This window comes from Parviterribacter kavangonensis (assembly GCF_056863335.1).
This window is the reverse complement of record NZ_JBXPJA010000002.1, coordinates 431,608-447,979: the sequence shown is the minus strand read 5'-3', so window position 1 is coordinate 447,979 and position 16,372 is coordinate 431,608. Positions and strand designations below refer to the sequence as shown.

Sequence of the window (16,372 nt, the reverse complement as noted above, 5' to 3'; positions counted from 1 at the left end):
GTCCTCCCGTCAGCCGCCGCGCAGGCGGTCGAGGTCGGTGTCGTCCTTCTCTTCGGGCTTCGCCGTCGACGGGTCCTGCTCGACCTCTTCGCGGAACTCGGCGGCGTCGTCTTCGGCCGCGGTGTCGTCGTCGGAGCGCGTGGTGGGGTCGGTCTCCATGATCATGGCCGTACCCCATGGCTCGCTGCTTCATCACGCGCCACCTCCCGTTCCCGGCGATCGACCGGCTGCGGGCCGAGCACGACGTCGACGTGTGGCCGGGCGAGCTGCCGCCTCCGCCGGACGAGCTGCGCGTGCGGACCGAGACCGCCGAGGGGCTGCTTTGCATGCTCACCGACCGGGTCGACGCGGAGCTGCTCGGCAACGCGCCGCGGCTGAAGGTCATCTCGAACTACGCCGTCGGGGCGGACAACGTCGACCTCGAGGCCGCGAGCGCAAGGGGCATCCCGGTCGGCGTGACGCCCGGCGTGCTGACCGACGCGACCGCGGATCTCACGATGGCGCTCGTCCTGGCGGCGGCGCGGCGGCTCCACGCGGCGGAACGGGCCGTGCGACGGGGCGAGTGGCGGACGTGGGAGCCGGCGGGGTTCCTCGGGCTGCAGCTGCGGGGCGCGCGGATCGCGATCATCGGCGCCGGGCGGATCGGGCGAGCGGTCGCGGAACGGGCGAAGGCGTTCGGGATGGAGGTCGAGCTCGCCGGCCGAGACGCGGACCTCGACGACGTGCTGGCGCACGCGGACGTCGTCTCGCTCCACACCCCGCTGACCGACGACACCCGCCACCTCATCGACGCGCGGGCGCTGCGGCGCATGAAGCCGACCGCCATCCTCGTGAACACCGCGCGCGGCCCGATCGTCGACAGCGGCGCGCTCGCGGACGCGCTGCGCAACGGGCGGATCGCCGCGGCGGCGCTCGACGTCACGGACCCCGAGCCGCTCCCGGACACCCATCCGCTCCTCGAGGCGCCGAACCTCATCGTCGTGCCGCACATCGGCTCGGCGACGCAGGCGACGCGCGAGCGGATGGCGGAGATGGCGGTCGACAACCTGCTCGCCGGGCTCGGCGGCGACCCGCTCCCGCACCGCGCGAACTAGCCTGCCGCGCCATGCGCATCGCGGTCGTCGACATCGGGACGAACTCCACCCGGCTGCTCATCGCCGACGTCGACGACGGGCGGGTGACCGAGGAGCTCTCGCGGGAATCCATCGTCACGCGGCTCGGCCAGGGCGTCGACCGCACCGGCAGCCTGGCCGACGAGGCGATGGAGCGCGTCTTCGCGGTGCTCGAGCGCTACCGCGGCGCGATCGACGACCTCCGGGCGGAGCGGACCGTCGCCGTCCTGACGAGCGCCGTCCGCGACGCCGCCAACGGCCCGGCGTTCACCAGGGTCGTCCGCGACCGGTACGGCCTCGACGCCCACGCGATCCCGGGCGACCTCGAGGCGAACCTCAGCTTCCGCGGCGCGACGAGCGAGCGCCCGCCGAGCGACGAGCCGACCGTCGTGATCGACATCGGCGGCGGCTCGACGGAGTTCATCGTCGGCCACGGCCACGACGTCGACTTCTTCGTCTCGCTGCAGATGGGCGTCGTCCGCATGACCGAGCGCCACCTCCACGACGACCCGCCCGCCGCGGGCCAGGTCGACGCGCTGATCGACGACGCGCGCGCGGTCATCGCGGCCGGCATCCCCGAGGACGTCCGCAACCGGGTCACCGGAGCGATCGCCGTCGCCGGCACCGCCACGCAGGCCGCCGCGATGGACCTCGAGCTCGAGCCCTACGACCCGGCGAAGGTCCACGGCCACGTCGTCACGCGCCCCGTCCTCGACGGCCTCCTCGAGAAGCTGAGCGCGATGACGAACGAGGAGCGCAAGCGCGTGCCCGGCCTCCACCCGGACCGCGCGGTGACGATCGTCGCGGGCGTCACGATGCTCCGCGAGTGCCTCCACGCCTTCGGCCTCGAGGAGGTCGAGGTGTCCGAGCACGACATCCTCCGCGGCGCCGCCCTCGCCCGGGCCGAGGACGCGGCCTGAAAGCTCGGAAGCCGCCCCCGAGGGGACGGCTTCCGAAAGTGGCCCCGTCAGGACGGGCAGGGGTACGTGCCATGAAAGGGCCGTTCGGCAGCCGGGCGGCGGGAGGCGCCGACGATGCGGCGACGCCCGGCTTATGCGACCGGATGGAGCATGCGCTCGTCCCCGGCCGCCTCGAAGTATCGATCCCGGGCCTCGCAACCGCACATCGAACATTCGTTGAGGAACCTGGACATGCGCGGAGACATCCGCTCCGCGGCCAAACGCCGTTACGCCAGGTTCGACTTGCGGGGATAGACCACGGTCGGGTCGGTGAGCACGTTCACCAGCGCGGGCAGCCCCGCGGAGAACGCGCGCTCCAGCGCCGGCTTCAGCTCACCCGGCGTCCGGACCAGCTCGCCGTGCCCGCCGAGCGCCTCGACCATCTGGTCGTAGCGCCGCTCGGGCACGAGGTCGGCCGCGACGGAGTAGCCGTAGAGGAACTCCATCGGGTGCTTCTCGAGCGCCCAGATCCCGTTGTTGCCCATCACGCCGACGACGTTGACGCCGTGGCGCGAGAGCGTGTCGTACTCCATCCCGCCGAACCCGAACGCGCCGTCGCCGAGCATCAGCACGACCTGGCGGTCGGGGTGGGCGATCTTCGCGGCGAGCGCGTAGCCCGGTCCCGACCCGAGGCAGCCGAACGGCCCCGGATCCAGCCAGCAGCCCGGCTCGTAGGAGTCGACCACGCGCCCCGCGTACGAGACGAAGTCGCCGCCGTCGCCGATGACGATCGCGTTGCGGTCGAGGACCTGCGCGAGCTCGTGGTAGAGCCGCATCGGGTGCAGCGGCGCGCGGTCGTCCTCGAGCTCCGCCTTCTCGGCTTCGCGCTTCTCGGTCTCGGCCGCGCGCAGGCTGGAGATCCACTCCTCGCGGGCGGCCGAGGCGGAGTCCGGCGCCGACCCGCCGGACGCCAGGGCGTCGAGCGTCGCGGCGACGCACCCGTACAGCTCGGCGGCGACGGCGCGCGGGTGGTCGCGCACGGGCTCGGCCGGTTCCACGAGGACGATCTCGGTGTCCTCGCCGAACGACGCGCCGAACCCGAGCCGGAAGTCCATCGGCACCCCGACGACGATCGCGACGTCGGCGCCCTTGAGCCCCGTCCCGCGCGCGCGTGAGAAGAAGAGCTCGTGATCGGCCGGGACGCAGCCGCGCGCCAGCCCGTTCAGGAACACCGGGATGCGCAGCGAAGAAGCGAGCCGCAGCAGCGCCTCCTCCCCCCGGCTCCAGTAGAGGTCGGTGCCGGCCATGATCACGGGCCGCTCGGCGTCGCGCAGCAGCGCCGCGGCGCGCTCGACCCCCTCGGCCGGCGGCCCGGACGCGACGTCCGGCAGCGTCGCGGGCGTCCCCGCCTCCGGCGCCTCCATGAAGACGTGGTCGAGCGGGAAGTCGACGAACGCCGGCCCCATGTGCGGCGTCACGGCGGCGACCAGCGCGTCGTCGATCAGCCCCGGGATCTCCGCGGTCGAGTCCGCCGTGGTCGCGAGCTTCGTCAGCGGCCGCACGAACGGCACGTGGTCGATCTCCTGCAGCGACCCCTGCCCCCAGCGCATGGCCGGCGCGCGCCCGCCGAGCACGACGATCGGCGAGTGGTTCTGCTGCGCCGACGCGATCGCGCTCATGCCGTTCGTCACGCCCGGCCCGGCGGTCAGCGCGGCCACGCCGGGCTCGCGCGTGACCTTCGCCCAGCCCTCCGCCGCGAACGCCGCGGCCTGCTCGTGCCGCGTGTCGACGATGTCGATGCCCTCCTCGCGGCACCCGTCGTAGATCGAGAAGAGGTGCCCGCCGGAGAGCGTGAAGAGCTTCGTGACCCCGTGCGCCTTCAGGCGCCGTGCGACGAGCCTGCCGCCGTGGAGCTTGGTGCCTGCGTCGATGTCGGTCGCCATCCGCCGGATCCTACGGGCCGCGGCGCGTAGAGGCGCACCCTCTCGGTCTTGCCCTTCAGGGCGACGCGCGGCCGTTCATCGAACCCGTGGAACGGCAGCGTCAGCAGGTCGTGCGTGGCCGCCGTGATGAGGACGTCGTCGCCCGTGATCCGCGTGACGTCCTCGACGCGGGCGGCGGTGTTCACGGCGTCGCCGATCACTGTGAACTCGACGTGCCCGCCGCCGCCGAGCGTGCCCGCCAGCACCGTGCCCGAGTTGATCCCGATCCCGATCCGCAGGCGGCTGCCGTACGCCTCGTGCACGGTCGCCGCGATGTCGAGCGCGGCGAGCACCGCGCGGTCGGCGTGGTCGAGCAGCCGCTGCGGCGCGCCGAACACGCCGAGCAGCCCGTCACCGACGAACTTGTTCGCGTGCCCGCCGTGGCGCTCGAGCACCGGCACGACCCGCCCGTAGAAGTCGTTGAGCCGGCCGACGACCTCGCCGGCGGTCGAGCGCTCGGCCAGCGCGGTGAATCCGCGGATGTCGAGGAAGAGGATCGACACCTCGACCTCCTCGCCGCCGAGGTCGGTCGTGCCCGCCTCCATGATCCGCTCCACCACGTCCGGGTCGACGAACGCGCCGAACGCCTCCTGCAGCCGCGCGCGCTCCTCCAGCCCCGCGACCATCGAGTTGAACGACGCGGCGAGCGCGCCCGCCTCGTCGGTCGACAGCACCGGCACGCGCGCGCCGACCTCGCGCGCCTGGATGCGCTGGGTCGCGGTGCGCAGCTCGTCGATCTGGTCGACCACCGACCGCGCGAGCAGCAGCACGAGCTCGAACGAGATCGTGAACGACACGACGACCGCGGCGAGCACGTCCCAGCCGAGGTCGGCCAGGTCGTTCTCCCCCACCCCGTTCGACAGCCCAGAGACGACGACGCCGGTGATCACGTTCATCGCCGGCAGCGCGACGAGCAGCTTCCAGCGCAGCGGCACCCGCACGCCGCCGAGCTCGGCCCCGTCGGGCAGGTCGCACGACACGTCGGCGAGCACCGGCCGCATCAGCAGCTCCATCCCGAACCAGCGCACGAGCACGCCGTAGGCGAGGCACACCGCGGCGCCGGCGGCGACGAGCAGGAACCCGTACGCGTTGAGCTCGAGCACCCACGTCACGAAGCCCGCGACCGGGATGACGTTCATGAAGATCGCCACCCAGCGGCCGGTCGAGAGGAAGTCCTGCGGCAGCCCGGCGAGCGCGCGCCACGCCTGCACGGCCGTCTGCGGCGTGCGGTCGCCCGACAGCCACGCGCTGGCCGGCTCGACGAGCCGGAAGGCGACGCGCCCGGCGAGGATGTTCTCGACGAAGACGAGCCCGATGACGCCCGCGACGATCGTCACCAGGTCGCCCGCGCTCATGTCCTGGTAGAGCCGCAGCAGCCCCACGCCGACGACGCCGACGACGTACGCCATCGCGAAGAGCAGCATGAGGGCGGCCCGCGGGTACCGGGGGCCGAGGCGCTCGTAGGCGAAGCGCAGCCCGCGCTGCATGGCGGCGATTCTAGATCCGGCGCGCCACTAGACCGCGTCGCGCGACGGATGGTGGAGCGCGTGCACCGCCTCGCCGAGGCGGTCCTCGCCGCCGAACACGAGCCGCCCGACGCGCACCGCCGGCAGCCGGTCGCAGCCCGCCGCCTGCAGCCGGCGGGCGTGCTCCTCCATCGGCTCGTCGCGCTTGGGGTCGCCCGCGGCGCGCAGCGCGTCCTCGAGCGCGAGCCCCGCCGCGGCCGAGGCCTCGGCCAGCGTCTGCGGGTGCTCGAGGTCGAACCCGCCGCAGAACGCCAGGCGGCTGGCGGCGAGCACGAACGCCGCGCCGCAGCCCTGCTCGGCGGCGAGTGACGCGACGCGCATCACCGGCCGCAGGCCCGCGAACCGCGTCGTGCGCTCGGGCCAGACGAGCGGCAGGCCGAGCGCCGCGGCGCGCCGTTCGACGTGCGCGGCATCGTGCGGCTCCGGCTGCAGGACGTCCTCGAGCACGGGCCGCCAGACGACCCCCGGCAGCAGCCGGTCGACGCGCTCCGCGGCCAGGTACGTGTACGGCGAACCGAGGTCGAAGCAGAACTCGACCCGTGCGGCGCGCGGTACCAGCGCGTCCTCTTCGGTGCGGTTGAAGCGGCGTTCGTCCAAGGAGATGACCTCCCCCACATGAGCTGCAACGTCGCCGGCACCGGTTTCTTGCGCGTCAGCGCACTACGACGAGCGCTGCCCGTCGCCCGAAAAAACCCATATATGGGCGGGGGATCTGTATGGTCGGAACACGATGCCTTCAGCTCCGCCCCCGAAGCGCCATCCGTACAACCAGTGGTCGCCCGACGCCCGGGCGCTTGACCTGGTCGGCGACAAGTGGACGCTGCTGATCATCCGCGACCTCGCGGCGGGCCCGCGCCGGTTCGTCGAGCTGCAGCGCGTGCTGCCCGGCATCTCGACCGAGCAGCTGCGCTCGCGCCTGAATCGCATGGTCGCCGACGGCCTCCTGACCCGGCAGCGCTACCGCGAGGTGCCGCCCCGCGTCGACTACGAGCTGACCGAGCGTGCGCGCGCGGTGCTCCCGGTCGTGGGCGCGCTGGCGACGTGGGGCTACGACTGGGCGTGGGGCCAGCCGCGTCCCGGCGAGGCGATCGACATCGGCGCGATCCTGCGCTCGACCGTCGGCCGCGCCGTGCCCGCCGGTGCCCGCAGCGGGCTGGTGGAGCTCGTGGTCTCGACGCGCGGCCGCGGCGACCGCCACTACGCGCTGCGCATCGCTGACGGCGCGATGTCGATCGAGGAGCGCGAGGCCCCCGAGGCCGACGCCCGCCTCACCGGCAGCGAGGTCGCCTGGGTCGCCGCGTTCAGCCCCTCGGCCTCCCGCGACGACCTCGCCGTCGAGGGCGATCAGCGGCTGGCGGAGACCGTGCTCGAGCTCTGCGGCTCGGCCGGCGTCGCCGACGGCGCCACCGCCGTCGCCTGAGCAGCGCGCTCGCGCCGCAGCCACTTCTCGCGGGTCCGTCCCCCCCACGCGCCGAGCGCGGCGCCGAAGATGCCCGTGATGACCACGAGCAGGATCTCCGGGTCCGGCAGGTCGGCCTTCGGCGCCTTGTCGGCGATGCCGTTGGCGAGCAGGATCCCGGTGCCGAACAGCAGGCCGCCGATCACGCCGCGGTAGAAGCCCTCGAGCGCGTAGGAGTGCTCGAGGCCCGCGAAGTAGCCGCCGGCGATGCCCAGGATCGAGAGCACGAGGTAGATCGGCTCGGAGATCCCCAGGAAGATCCCGGCGACGACCCCGAACAGCAGCGGGACGGCGATCACGATGAACGCCTCCTGCGCGTCGGTGCGGTCCTTCAGCAACACGATGTGCTTCATGCCGCGGATCCTCCCCTACTTGCGGGCCTGTGAGTAGTCCGCCGCCTCGACGTGCGGGAAGCGCGTCGGGCCGGGCAGCGGATCGACCCAGCACGACGGCATGTCGTCCGAGTTGCGCTTCTTCGTGGTGTACTCGCCGCCGGCGTTCGAGCAGTCCCAGCTCGGGTAGATCATCTTGTCGCCGTTGCGCTTGCCCTCGAGCTGGTGCGGCGCGAGGTAGGCGTTGCCGCGCACCTCGCGGCTGCGCCCCGGCTGGATGACCGCGGACTCCGGCCCGGTGAGGCCGAACTGGCCGAGGTAGTGCCCGCGCTCGTTCGGGTCGCGCAGCGGGCCCACCGTGTCGACGAGCGCGCCGCCGCCGTTGGCGAAGAAGTCGGCGGTCGTGTGCTGGTGGTACTCGAGCCACTGGAAGATCGGGTTGACCTGCTCGAGGAACGGCTGCAGCTCGCCGAGCAGCGGGTCGAGGCCCTTCAGCGTGTCGCGCAGCGCGGGCAGCCCCTGCTTGGAGACGGTGATGAGCGGGTCGAGCGACTTGACGAACCGCTCGAGGTCCGGCGCGAACGCGCGCGCGTCGCGCAGCGTCGGGCGCAGGTCGCGGATCGCCGGGCGCAGGTCGTGGATCACCGGGCGCGCGAGCTCGGAGAACGACTCGAGGTTCTCGGCCGTCGCCTTCGACTCGTCGAGGAACGTCGGGAAGATCGAGAACGTCTCCGCCAGCGACTTCTGCTGGCGCGCCGTCGACTGGAAGACCTGGTCGGAGCTCGTGATGAGGTTGCGCAGCTGGCCCTCGTCGCGCGTGATCGCGCCGAACACCTGGCCGGTGTTGCGGATGAGCCGGCGCACGTTCTCGTCCTGCTGGTTGAGCACCTCGAGCACGTCGGTGCCCGAGGCGACGAAGCGCGGCAGCGTGCCGAGCGCGTCGTTGAGGTTCTGCCCGCTCTCCTTCGCGGCGCCGCCCTGCTGCTGCTGCCACGTGCGGAACAGCTTGCGCGTCGTCGGGTCGAGGATGCCGAGCACCTCGTCGAGCTCGACCGTCTTCTCGACCTGCCCGTCGGGCAGCCGGCCGCCCTCGGGGATCTTCGGCCCGCCCGGCGTGCCGCGCGTGAGCTCGAGGTACTTCTCGCCGAGGATCGTCTTCGAGCGCATGATCACGCGCGCGTCGGCGTCGAGCGGGGCGACGGAGCGGTCGAGCTCCATGCCCACGAGCGTCTTGTTGCCCTTCGGCAGGCGCGTCTTCTCGCGGATCTTGCCGACGCTGACGCCACTGACGCGGACGTCCGCCTCGATCGCGAGCTGGTTCGCCTCGGGGACCGCGACGTACACGCGGTAGCCCTTCGGCTTGAGCGGGATCGGGCCGCCGAACGCGAGCCACAGGAAGAGCAGCAGCCCGAAGCACGACAGCGCGAACAGCACCATCGTGAGCAGCTTGCCGAGTGTCGGTGCCTGCTTCTGCATCAGCTCGGGCAGATCCGCGGGTCGAGGAGCGCCTGGGTGAGGCCCTGGAGGAACTCGAGCTCGGGCTCCTCCTTGACCGTCTGCTTGACCGTCGTGCAGCTCGCCTGGATGGCGGTCGAGCGGAACGGCCCGTTCGCGTCGGCGGTCGAGAACAGCGCGCCGCCGTTGTGGGCGAGCCACGCCGCCCAGAAGAGGTAGCCCTCGGAGCGGTCCGCCTTGCTCGGGTCCTCGCGGCCGTTCTCGTTGTAGGCGGCGAGGTTGAAGAACGTGTTGAGCACCTCGAAGACGCGGCCGAGGTCCGGCGTCGCCTTGTCGAGCGACTGGGCGGCGGGGCGCAGGTCGCGCACGAGCGGGCGGGAGTCCCGGACGAACGGGCGGATGTCCTCGCGCAGGATCGGCGCCGCCTCCTTGGCGAGCGGCTCGAGCGCCGCGTTGGCCTCGTCGATCTTCGCGACGGCCGGCGTCAGCTCGGTCAGCGACGGCTTCAGGATCTCCGCGAACTCCTGGACGTGCTGCAGCGTCTGCGTCGTCTGCTGCAGCGCGCCGGGCAGCTGGCGGACGGCCTCGGTGATGTTCGCGTCCTGCGAGCCGAAGGCGCGGAAGACGCGCGACGCGGCGTCGACGAGCTGCGCGAGCTCGTCGTCCTTGCGCCCCAGCTCGGTGTTCAGCACGTTGAGGTTGTGCACGAGCCGGCGCAGGTTCTGCCGCCGCTCCGCCACCTTCTCGTTGACGCGCGCGATGTCCTTGTGCGTCGGCTCGAAGCGCTTGAAGACCTCGTTGAGGTCGTCGCCGCGGCCCTGCAGGCCCTTGCCGGCGCCGCTCACGAGCAGCTTGAGGTAGTCGCGCGTGTCGGTGTCGAGCGCCGAGAGGAACTCGTCGGGGTTGACGTCGGGCAGCGTGTTGCCGACGCCGATGACGAAGCCCGGCTTGGCGACCGGCGTGCTGTCGTCGCCGGGCTGCAGCTCGACGAACATGTCCTTCAGCGCCGTCTTGGGCCGCAGCAGCGCCGTCGCGTTCTCGTGGACGAGGTCCTTGTACTTCGGGAGGATCTCGAGGTTGACGAGCGCGCGGCCCTCCTTGAGCTGCACCTTGCCGACGTCGCCGATCTTCACGCCCGAGACGCGGACCGTCTGGCCCTGGCCCGGCGTGATCGCCTGAGCCGTCGAGAACTCGGCCTTGATGACCTTCGGCTTCTCCTCGATGAGCGGGAAGCGCAGGCGCTGGTTGGCGAGGATGTAGCCGCCGACGCCGATGGCGACGACGAAGAGGCCGATCAGCGCGGCGAAGTCGCGCGCGTGGTCCTTGATGGCCTTCTTCACTTCGTCACCCGCTGGATGCTCGAGAGGTCGGCCTTGGAGAGCAGGTCGTCGGTGACCTCGATCTTGCGGCCCTGGTCCTTGAGCGCGTCACGCAGCCACTTCACCGCGATCTTGCGCGCCTTGAGGTCGCGCGCGGCGGCCTCGGCCGGGTCGGCGGCCCGGATCTTGAAGCTCTTGCCCGCGAGGCCCATCTCCTGCGTGCGCAAGTCGGGCTGCTGCTGCGTCTCGCACGGGACGTCGGGGCGCAGCGGCGGGCGCTTGGACGGCGGCGGCGGGTTCGCGCCGATGAGCGGCTTGTCGGTGAGGAAGAACCGGTCGCCGCCGGCCGGCGTCCCGAACTGCGCGGCGTTGAGGCCGACGCGGAACCACTGGCCGTTGGCGTCGAACGAGCGGCTCTCGCCCGCGAGGCCGACGAGCGGCTTCGTCTGCTCCTGGTAGACCGGCCCGATCGCCGGGAACGTCGAGTCCTGGATCTTGTCCTGCGACCACGGCAGGACCACGCCGTTCTGGCAGCTCGAGGCGGCGCGCAGCTGCTCAAGGACGGGCACGGTCTCCTTGTTGAGCGACGCCAGCGCCGGCACCGTCGGGCGCAGGTCGGACGCCAGCCCGCGCAGCTCGGAGGCCTGGACGAGCCCGCGCAGCTCGCGCACGAACGGGATCTGGGCGTCGAGCGCCGAGGCCGACGAGCGCACGCCGGGCCGCAGCGCGGAGGTGAAGCGGCGCAGCGACGGAAGCGCGTCGTTGAGCTTCTGGAGCGCCGGCATGCCCGCGTTCAGCGTCCGCGGCAGCTCCCCGAGCGCCGTCGCGAGGTCCTGGTCGCGGGCGGCGAACGCGCCCGCGGTGCGGCGCAAGTCGGTGATGAGCGACTGCAGCTGCGGCGTGTTGCGGTCGAGCCCCTCGGCCACCTTCGCCGCGCCCGCGAGGTACTGCGAGAGGTCGTGCTCGAGCAGGCCGAGCGTCGCGTCGCTGACGACCGCCGAGCTCTTGTAGGCCGGCTCCCAGTACGGGATCGTCCGGTTCAGCGCCTCGGCGCCGCCGTTCGAGTAGCCCTTGCCGAGCTCGGAGAGCAGCGTGCGCAGGTCGCGGCGCGTGTCGGACTGGAAGGTGTCGAGCACCTGGTCGAACTGGACCGGCCCGGACGTCTGGTTGACCGGGATCGTCTCGCCGTCGCCCATCTCCGGCGCGGACGGCGAGCCGGGGTTCAGGTCGACGAAGAAGTTGCCCTCGAAGATGATGCGCGGCCGGATCTTGAGCGTCGCGTCCTTGTGGATCGGCATCGCCTTCTTGTCGATGCGCATCGTGATGCGGGCCGCGGGCTCGCCGTTGCCGACGTGCTCGACCTTCGTGATCTTGCCCACGTTCACGCCGGCCACGCGGACGAGGTAGTTCGGCTTGAGCTGGTTCGCCGTCCGCACGACGGCGTTGATCTCGTAGTGCGAGCGGAACGGGATCGACTTCGTGAACGAGAGGTACGTCACGACCACGGCGAGGCCGATCGTCAGCAGCGCGACCGTCGTGTAGCTCATGCCCTTGCGCTGGTTGCGCCTCATGGCTTCGGCTGCCCCCTGTGCTTGAGCAGCGCCTCGTCGTACTCCGTGAGGTCGCCGCGCCCGCCCGGCACGTCGGTGAACGTCTGGCCCTCGGGCACCTGCATCGGGTTGCGGCCGGACCCGCGCCCGTTCTTGTCGAACTTCGCGTAGGTCGAGCCCTTCGCGCTCGCGTCGAAGAGGCCGTTGAGCATGTCGACGACCGCGCGCTTGTAGTAGCGGTCCTCGGTCGTGTCGTTCTTGTTCGCGCCGTACGAGTAGCCCTGCTGGCCGGGCGTGCAGTCGGCGCGGCCGTCCCGCTTGACCGCGTCGCCGCCGTTCGTGTTGCCGTGGAGGTACTGGCGGATCGCGTCCGAGCCCGCGCCGCGACCGGTCGCGTACTCGTTCGCGCCGAGCCCGTTCGACAGGTTGTCCTTCTGGTTGCGGTCGCCGCCGTTGAGCAGCACGCGCTGCGACGAGCCGGTCGGGTCGGGCGAGGTGAAGTGCTCCGCCGCGAACGTCCAGAAGATGTTCCAGTAGTTGCAGACCGTGATGTACGGCCCGAGGAAGCGGACCTGCGGCTGCAGCGTCCCGACGAGCGCGGTGAGGCCGCGGAGCGCGCCGTTCGTCGTGGGCGACGTCGTCAGGTCGTTCAGCGCGCCGAGCGTGCCGCGCAGCTCGTCGTTGAGCTCGACCGAGCGCTTCGTCACCGGTGTCGCCGCCTCGATCGCGTCGTTGACCGGCGGCAGCGCCGCCTTCAGGTCGCCCGACGCCGCGTTGAGGTCCTCGGACATCAGCCGCGTCTCCGTGAGGAACGGCCGGCTGACGCGGAACGAGCTGATCGACGCGTCCATCGTCGGCGGGCTCTTGGAGATCGTCGCCTTCAGCGCGCCGGGATCGGCGTCGATCGCGTCGTACGTGTCGGCCTGCGTCCCGAAGCTGCGCGCGTACTGCTCGGACACCGGCGCGACGACCCGGGCGGCATCGCCGAGCTCCTTGAAGAAGTTCGGCAGCTCGGCCCGCGGGTCGGACAGGTTCTTCATGACCGGCTCGACGACCCTCAGGAAGCCGGGCAGCGACTGGATCGTCGTCGCGAGGTCGCCGCCGCGGCCGGCGAGCGCGTCGCCGAAGCCCTGCAGGTTGCCCTTGACGCCCTCGCGCGTCGGCTCGTCGTAGACCGTGTAGAGCTCGTCGAGGTCGGTGTTGATCTGCGACTGGTCGACGGGGAGGTTCGCGCCGTCGGGGAGGCCCTGCTTGCTCGACCCGCGCTCGAACTGCACGATCTTCAGCGCGAGCGGCGAGCGCGGGCGGACGATGACGCGCGAGTCGCGCGGGTACGGCGCGGCGGACTTGTCGAGCTTGAGGCTGAGCACCGCGACGACCCGGCCGTTCGGGAGCCGCTTCGGCTTCATGTCCGACACGACGCCGATGCGGTAGCCGCCCTCGCGGACCTCGACGCCGCGGTTGACCTCGGCGCCGTCGGGCAGCTGCGCGTAGACGGTCTGCGACGGGACGAACGGCAGCCCGTTGTTCGCGTTGTACGCGAGGAAGACCGCGACGACGACGACGAGCAGCGTGACGGCCCCGACGAGCACGGGGTTGGCGACGATCGATGCGGTGCCGCGGCGCCTCATGGCCCCAGGAGGTAGTTGGCGAGCTGCTCGGCCGCGCCCTGGCGGTCCTCGTCCTTCGGCGCCAGCGGCGTCTTGCCGTCGAGCGCCTGCGGCACGGGCACGTCCGGTACGACCTCGTCGAGGTTCGGCAGCGTCGGCGGATCCTTGACGACGTCCTCGACCGGGTTCTTCGGCTCGTTCACGCCGCGGCCCTCGTTGCCCGGCAGCGCGTTGTTGATCGCCGACGGCCGCGGGCCGCCCGCCTCGCCGCTGCCCGGCGCGCCGCGGTCGGCGGGCGGCGTCGGGTCGGGCTCCTTGTCCTTCGGCCCCCGGTCCGCGCCGTCGTAGCCGGCGGGCCTGGTGAGGTCCTCGAAGTTGATGCCGATCTGGTTCGGGCCGAGCGCGGTGCTGCACTTGTCCGCCAGCTCCTTGGCGGCCTTGATGTCGGCGTAGTCCTGGCACTGGCCGACGAACGGGATCGCCTTGAGGATGTGCGTCTCGCCGTCGTGGACGTTCGTCGACATCGTCTGGTCGAACACGTACTGGAGCAGCGCCTCGAGGCCGGTGTAGCCCTTCCCGCCCGGCGACCGCGGGTCCTCCTCGGCGGAGAACTGCCGGTCGTTGAGGTGGTTGAGGACGATCTTCAGGTTCTGCGACAGCTCGGGCAGGCCGGCGGAGTAGCGCTGCAGCTCGTCGACGGTCGGCGTCGCGTTCTTCACCGCGCTCTTGCCGATGTCGGCCGCGTCGCCGAGCGAGCGGATCGCGGGCCGCGACGCCTTCGCGAACGGCGGCAGGTTGTCGAACAGGCGCCGGAGCTGGCCGGCGCTGTCGGCGACGTTGCGCAGCGCGGGGCCCTGCTGGTCGACCGTCGCCTGCAGCTCGTCCATGGTCGGGCGCAGCTCCTTCAGGAACGTCGGCAGCCGCTGGAAGCCGCGCTCGATGTCCTTCGACCGCTCGGCGGAGTCGGCGGACAGCTTGCGCGCCGAGGACACGAAGCGGACGACCTGCTTGCGGCTGTTCGCGAGGTCCCCGAGCACCTTGTCGCCGTTCTTCACGAGGTCGGCGAGCACCTGGTTCTGGCGGGCGAGGATCGCGAGCACCTCGTTCGTCTCGCGCAGCGCGGGGCTCGCCCGGCGGATCGCGTCGTTGAGGTTGTCGGAGTTGCCGGCGACGGCGGCGCCGAGCTCGTTGATGACGAGGCTCAGGCGCTGGCGGTACGGCAGCCGCATGATGTTGTTGACGAGGTCCGGCGGGACGGTCGTCGACGTGCGCGAGACGGGGATCGTCGACCCGGGCTTCAGCGTCTCCTTCGCGGTGCCGGGCTGGCAGTTGACGAAGTACTCGCCGACGAGCGACTGGGGCGCGACCTCGCACCGCGCGTCGGTGCGCAGCGACCCGAAGCCGTCCTCGGTCACCGTGAAGGAGATGATCGCGCGCTTCGTGCGCTCGTCGAGGTCGAGCGCGCTGATCTTGCCCGCGCGGACGCCGGCGATCTTGAAGTCGCCGCCCTCGATGAGGCCGAACGCGTTGTCGAGCTCGACCTTGAACTCGTTGCCCGGCTCGGCGTTCGACGCGCCGCCGCCGAGGACGGCGAAGGCGAGCACGCCCGCGACCAGGACCGCGATGCCGGCGACGCGCCTCATTTGGGGTACACCTGGCTCGGATCGCAGTTGAAGTCCGGCGTCGGCTTCCACGGGTTGGACCCGTCGGGGGCGGCGACCTCGGCGGCGCCCGGGCAGCGGTTGCGCTGGTCGCGCACGGTGACGCCGGCCACGGCGGCGTTGCGCAGCGGCACGGGCAGCGGGCGCAGGACGCCGCCGACCTGGGCGAACGCGTTGACGTACGTGCCGACGCGGCTCTTGCCGCCGAGCGCGTCGTAGACGCCGGAGTGCCCGAAGTCGTCGAACCAGCCGGTGAGGTCGACGGAGTACGGGCGGAAGTAGGCGGCCTCGGGCGTCGCGGTGCGCAGCGCGTCGGTGCTCTCCGGCAGCGCGCCGCGCCGCGTCTTGCCGTTGCGCTGCACGTCGCCGACGGCGATGTCGCGCAGCGGGACGTTGCTGCGCGTCAGCTCGATGAGGTCGTTCGCGCCGCCCGGCTTGCTCACGAGCTGCGCGAGGTCGCGCAGCGTCGGGCGCGCGTCCTGCGCCAGCGGGCGCAGCTCGGCGAGGAAGCGGCGCAGCTTCGGCGTGACGGGCTTCGTGTCGCGGATGAGCGGGCGGAGGTCGTCGACCGCGGAGCGCAGGTTCACGAACGTCGAGTTCGCCCGCCGCATGAACGGCGGCAGCTGGTTGATGGCGTCCTCGAGCGCCGTCCGGCGGCTCGCGATCGCGTTGAACGTCGTCGCCGCCTCATCGACGAGGCCCGCGAGGTCCTCCTTGCGCGCGGCGACGTCCGTGACCAGCTTCGACGACGCGCCCACGAACTTGTTCAGCGCCGGCGTGTCGTAGGTCAGCTCCTCGAACAGCCTGCTCGACGCGGCGAGCGACGGGTTGAGGTACAGCCAGCCGCGCTGCGCCTCGCGCATCCGGCCGTCGTACTGCTTGCCGAAGCCCTGGATGACGCTCTGCAGATCGGTGCGGGCGCGCTTGTCGAGGGCGTTCAGGAGGGCGTCGAGGTCGACCGCCGAGGTCGTGTCGGTCGTGGGGATCTCGCCGTTGTGCGGGATCGGCTTCGCATCCCCGGAGGGCATGCGGAGGTCGACGTAGCGATTGGCCACGCCGGACAGGGAGGTGAGCCGGATGATCGCCTCGGTGCCGCGCCGGAGCGGGGAGTACTCCGGGTCGGTGATCTCGAGGACGACGTCGGCCCCGTTGTCGGGGGCGAGCTTGATGTCGGTCACCTCGCCGACCGCCTTGCCGGCGACCTGGACCTCGTTGCCCTTGACGAGCTGGCTGGCGTTCTGGAAGCGCGCCTTGACCACGTACGCCTCGCCGTCGCCCCCGCTCAGCAGCACGAACCCGACGACGAGCACCGCCGCGACGAGCGCGACAGCTCCCACCATCCGTCCGATCTGCCTCGAGTGGCGCATGCAGAGACCCCTGGTTCGGGCCCCTCCCCAGAGGCCCGTCTGAATGGCGAACGAAGCTAGTTGACGTTTCTTGCGGATGTCGCAGTTCGCCGTCGCGGGC

Annotated in this window: 14 protein-coding genes; 3 read left to right on the top strand and 11 right to left on the bottom strand. The window is 71.9% G+C overall.

Annotation, left to right across the window (positions count from 1 at the left end; all coding sequences use genetic code 11):
• Window positions 1-9: 9 nt before the first annotated feature.
• Window positions 10-159, bottom strand: coding sequence for a hypothetical protein (locus AC1UE4_RS17985; RefSeq protein ID WP_482918683.1), 150 nt, complete (start codon window positions 157-159; stop codon window positions 10-12).
• A gap of 17 nt (window positions 160-176) precedes the next feature.
• On the opposite strand from AC1UE4_RS17985, the gene AC1UE4_RS17980 reads away from it, so the two are divergent.
• Together AC1UE4_RS17980 and AC1UE4_RS17975 are read left to right on the top strand one after the other, a co-directional pair.
• Window positions 177-1,094 (top strand): 2-hydroxyacid dehydrogenase, encoded by a 918-nt coding sequence (locus AC1UE4_RS17980; RefSeq protein WP_482918682.1) that lies wholly within the window; start codon window positions 177-179, stop codon window positions 1,092-1,094.
• Between the two features lie 11 nt (window positions 1,095-1,105).
• Window positions 1,106-2,032 carry a Ppx/GppA phosphatase family protein gene (locus AC1UE4_RS17975; protein WP_482918681.1) on the top strand — a complete coding sequence of 309 codons (927 nt, stop codon included), beginning with the start codon at window positions 1,106-1,108 and terminating at the stop codon, window positions 2,030-2,032.
• A 266-nt stretch (window positions 2,033-2,298) separates the two neighbouring features.
• On the opposite strand, the gene AC1UE4_RS17970 is transcribed toward AC1UE4_RS17975, so the two are convergent.
• The 3 genes from AC1UE4_RS17970 to AC1UE4_RS17960 are packed head-to-tail and all read right to left on the bottom strand — an operon-like array spanning window position 2,299 to window position 6,116.
• Window positions 2,299-3,954 carry an acetolactate synthase gene (locus AC1UE4_RS17970; RefSeq protein WP_482918680.1) on the bottom strand — a complete coding sequence of 552 codons (1,656 nt, stop codon included), beginning with the start codon at window positions 3,952-3,954 and terminating at the stop codon, window positions 2,299-2,301.
• Window positions 3,891-5,480, bottom strand: coding sequence for an adenylate/guanylate cyclase domain-containing protein (locus AC1UE4_RS17965; protein ID WP_482918679.1), 1,590 nt, complete (start codon window positions 5,478-5,480; stop codon window positions 3,891-3,893). Before AC1UE4_RS17965 ends, AC1UE4_RS17970 begins: the two co-directional genes overlap by 64 nt.
• A 27-nt stretch (window positions 5,481-5,507) precedes the next feature.
• On the bottom strand, window positions 5,508-6,116 hold the full coding sequence (locus AC1UE4_RS17960; RefSeq protein WP_482918678.1) for a DsbA family protein: 609 nt from the start codon (window positions 6,114-6,116) through the stop codon (window positions 5,508-5,510).
• A 133-nt stretch (window positions 6,117-6,249) separates the two neighbouring features.
• On the opposite strand from AC1UE4_RS17960, the gene AC1UE4_RS17955 reads away from it, so the two are divergent.
• Window positions 6,250-6,939, top strand: a complete 690-nt coding sequence (locus AC1UE4_RS17955) for a winged helix-turn-helix transcriptional regulator (protein WP_482918677.1) — start codon at window positions 6,250-6,252, stop codon at window positions 6,937-6,939.
• On the opposite strand, the gene AC1UE4_RS17950 is transcribed toward AC1UE4_RS17955, so the two are convergent.
• Genes AC1UE4_RS17950 through AC1UE4_RS17920 form a run of 7 tightly spaced genes read right to left on the bottom strand, consistent with a single transcriptional unit; the run spans window position 6,864 to window position 16,272 of the window.
• Window positions 6,864-7,331, bottom strand: coding sequence for a hypothetical protein (locus AC1UE4_RS17950; protein WP_482918676.1), 468 nt, complete (start codon window positions 7,329-7,331; stop codon window positions 6,864-6,866). The genes AC1UE4_RS17955 and AC1UE4_RS17950 overlap by 76 nt on opposite strands.
• A 15-nt stretch (window positions 7,332-7,346) precedes the next feature.
• Complete coding sequence (locus AC1UE4_RS17945) at window positions 7,347-8,786, bottom strand: MlaD family protein (RefSeq protein WP_482918675.1); 1,440 nt, start codon at window positions 8,784-8,786, stop codon at window positions 7,347-7,349.
• A complete protein-coding gene (locus AC1UE4_RS17940; protein WP_482918674.1) occupies window positions 8,786-10,105 on the bottom strand; it encodes an MlaD family protein in 1,320 nt (439 codons plus the stop codon). Before AC1UE4_RS17940 ends, AC1UE4_RS17945 begins: the two co-directional genes overlap by 1 nt.
• Window positions 10,102-11,655: an MlaD family protein gene (locus AC1UE4_RS17935; protein WP_482918673.1), complete on the bottom strand. Its 1,554-nt coding sequence runs from the start codon at window positions 11,653-11,655 to the stop codon at window positions 10,102-10,104. Before AC1UE4_RS17935 ends, AC1UE4_RS17940 begins: the two co-directional genes overlap by 4 nt.
• Window positions 11,652-13,265 (bottom strand): Mce/MlaD family protein, encoded by a 1,614-nt coding sequence (locus AC1UE4_RS17930; RefSeq protein WP_482918672.1) that lies wholly within the window; start codon window positions 13,263-13,265, stop codon window positions 11,652-11,654. The genes AC1UE4_RS17935 and AC1UE4_RS17930 overlap by 4 nt, the downstream gene beginning before the upstream one ends.
• Window positions 13,262-14,887 carry an MlaD family protein gene (locus AC1UE4_RS17925; RefSeq protein ID WP_482918671.1) on the bottom strand — a complete coding sequence of 542 codons (1,626 nt, stop codon included), beginning with the start codon at window positions 14,885-14,887 and terminating at the stop codon, window positions 13,262-13,264. The genes AC1UE4_RS17930 and AC1UE4_RS17925 overlap by 4 nt, the downstream gene beginning before the upstream one ends.
• Window positions 14,884-16,272, bottom strand: a complete 1,389-nt coding sequence (locus AC1UE4_RS17920; RefSeq protein ID WP_482918670.1) for an MlaD family protein — start codon at window positions 16,270-16,272, stop codon at window positions 14,884-14,886. Before AC1UE4_RS17920 ends, AC1UE4_RS17925 begins: the two co-directional genes overlap by 4 nt.
• Between the last annotated feature and the right edge of the window lie 100 nt (window positions 16,273-16,372).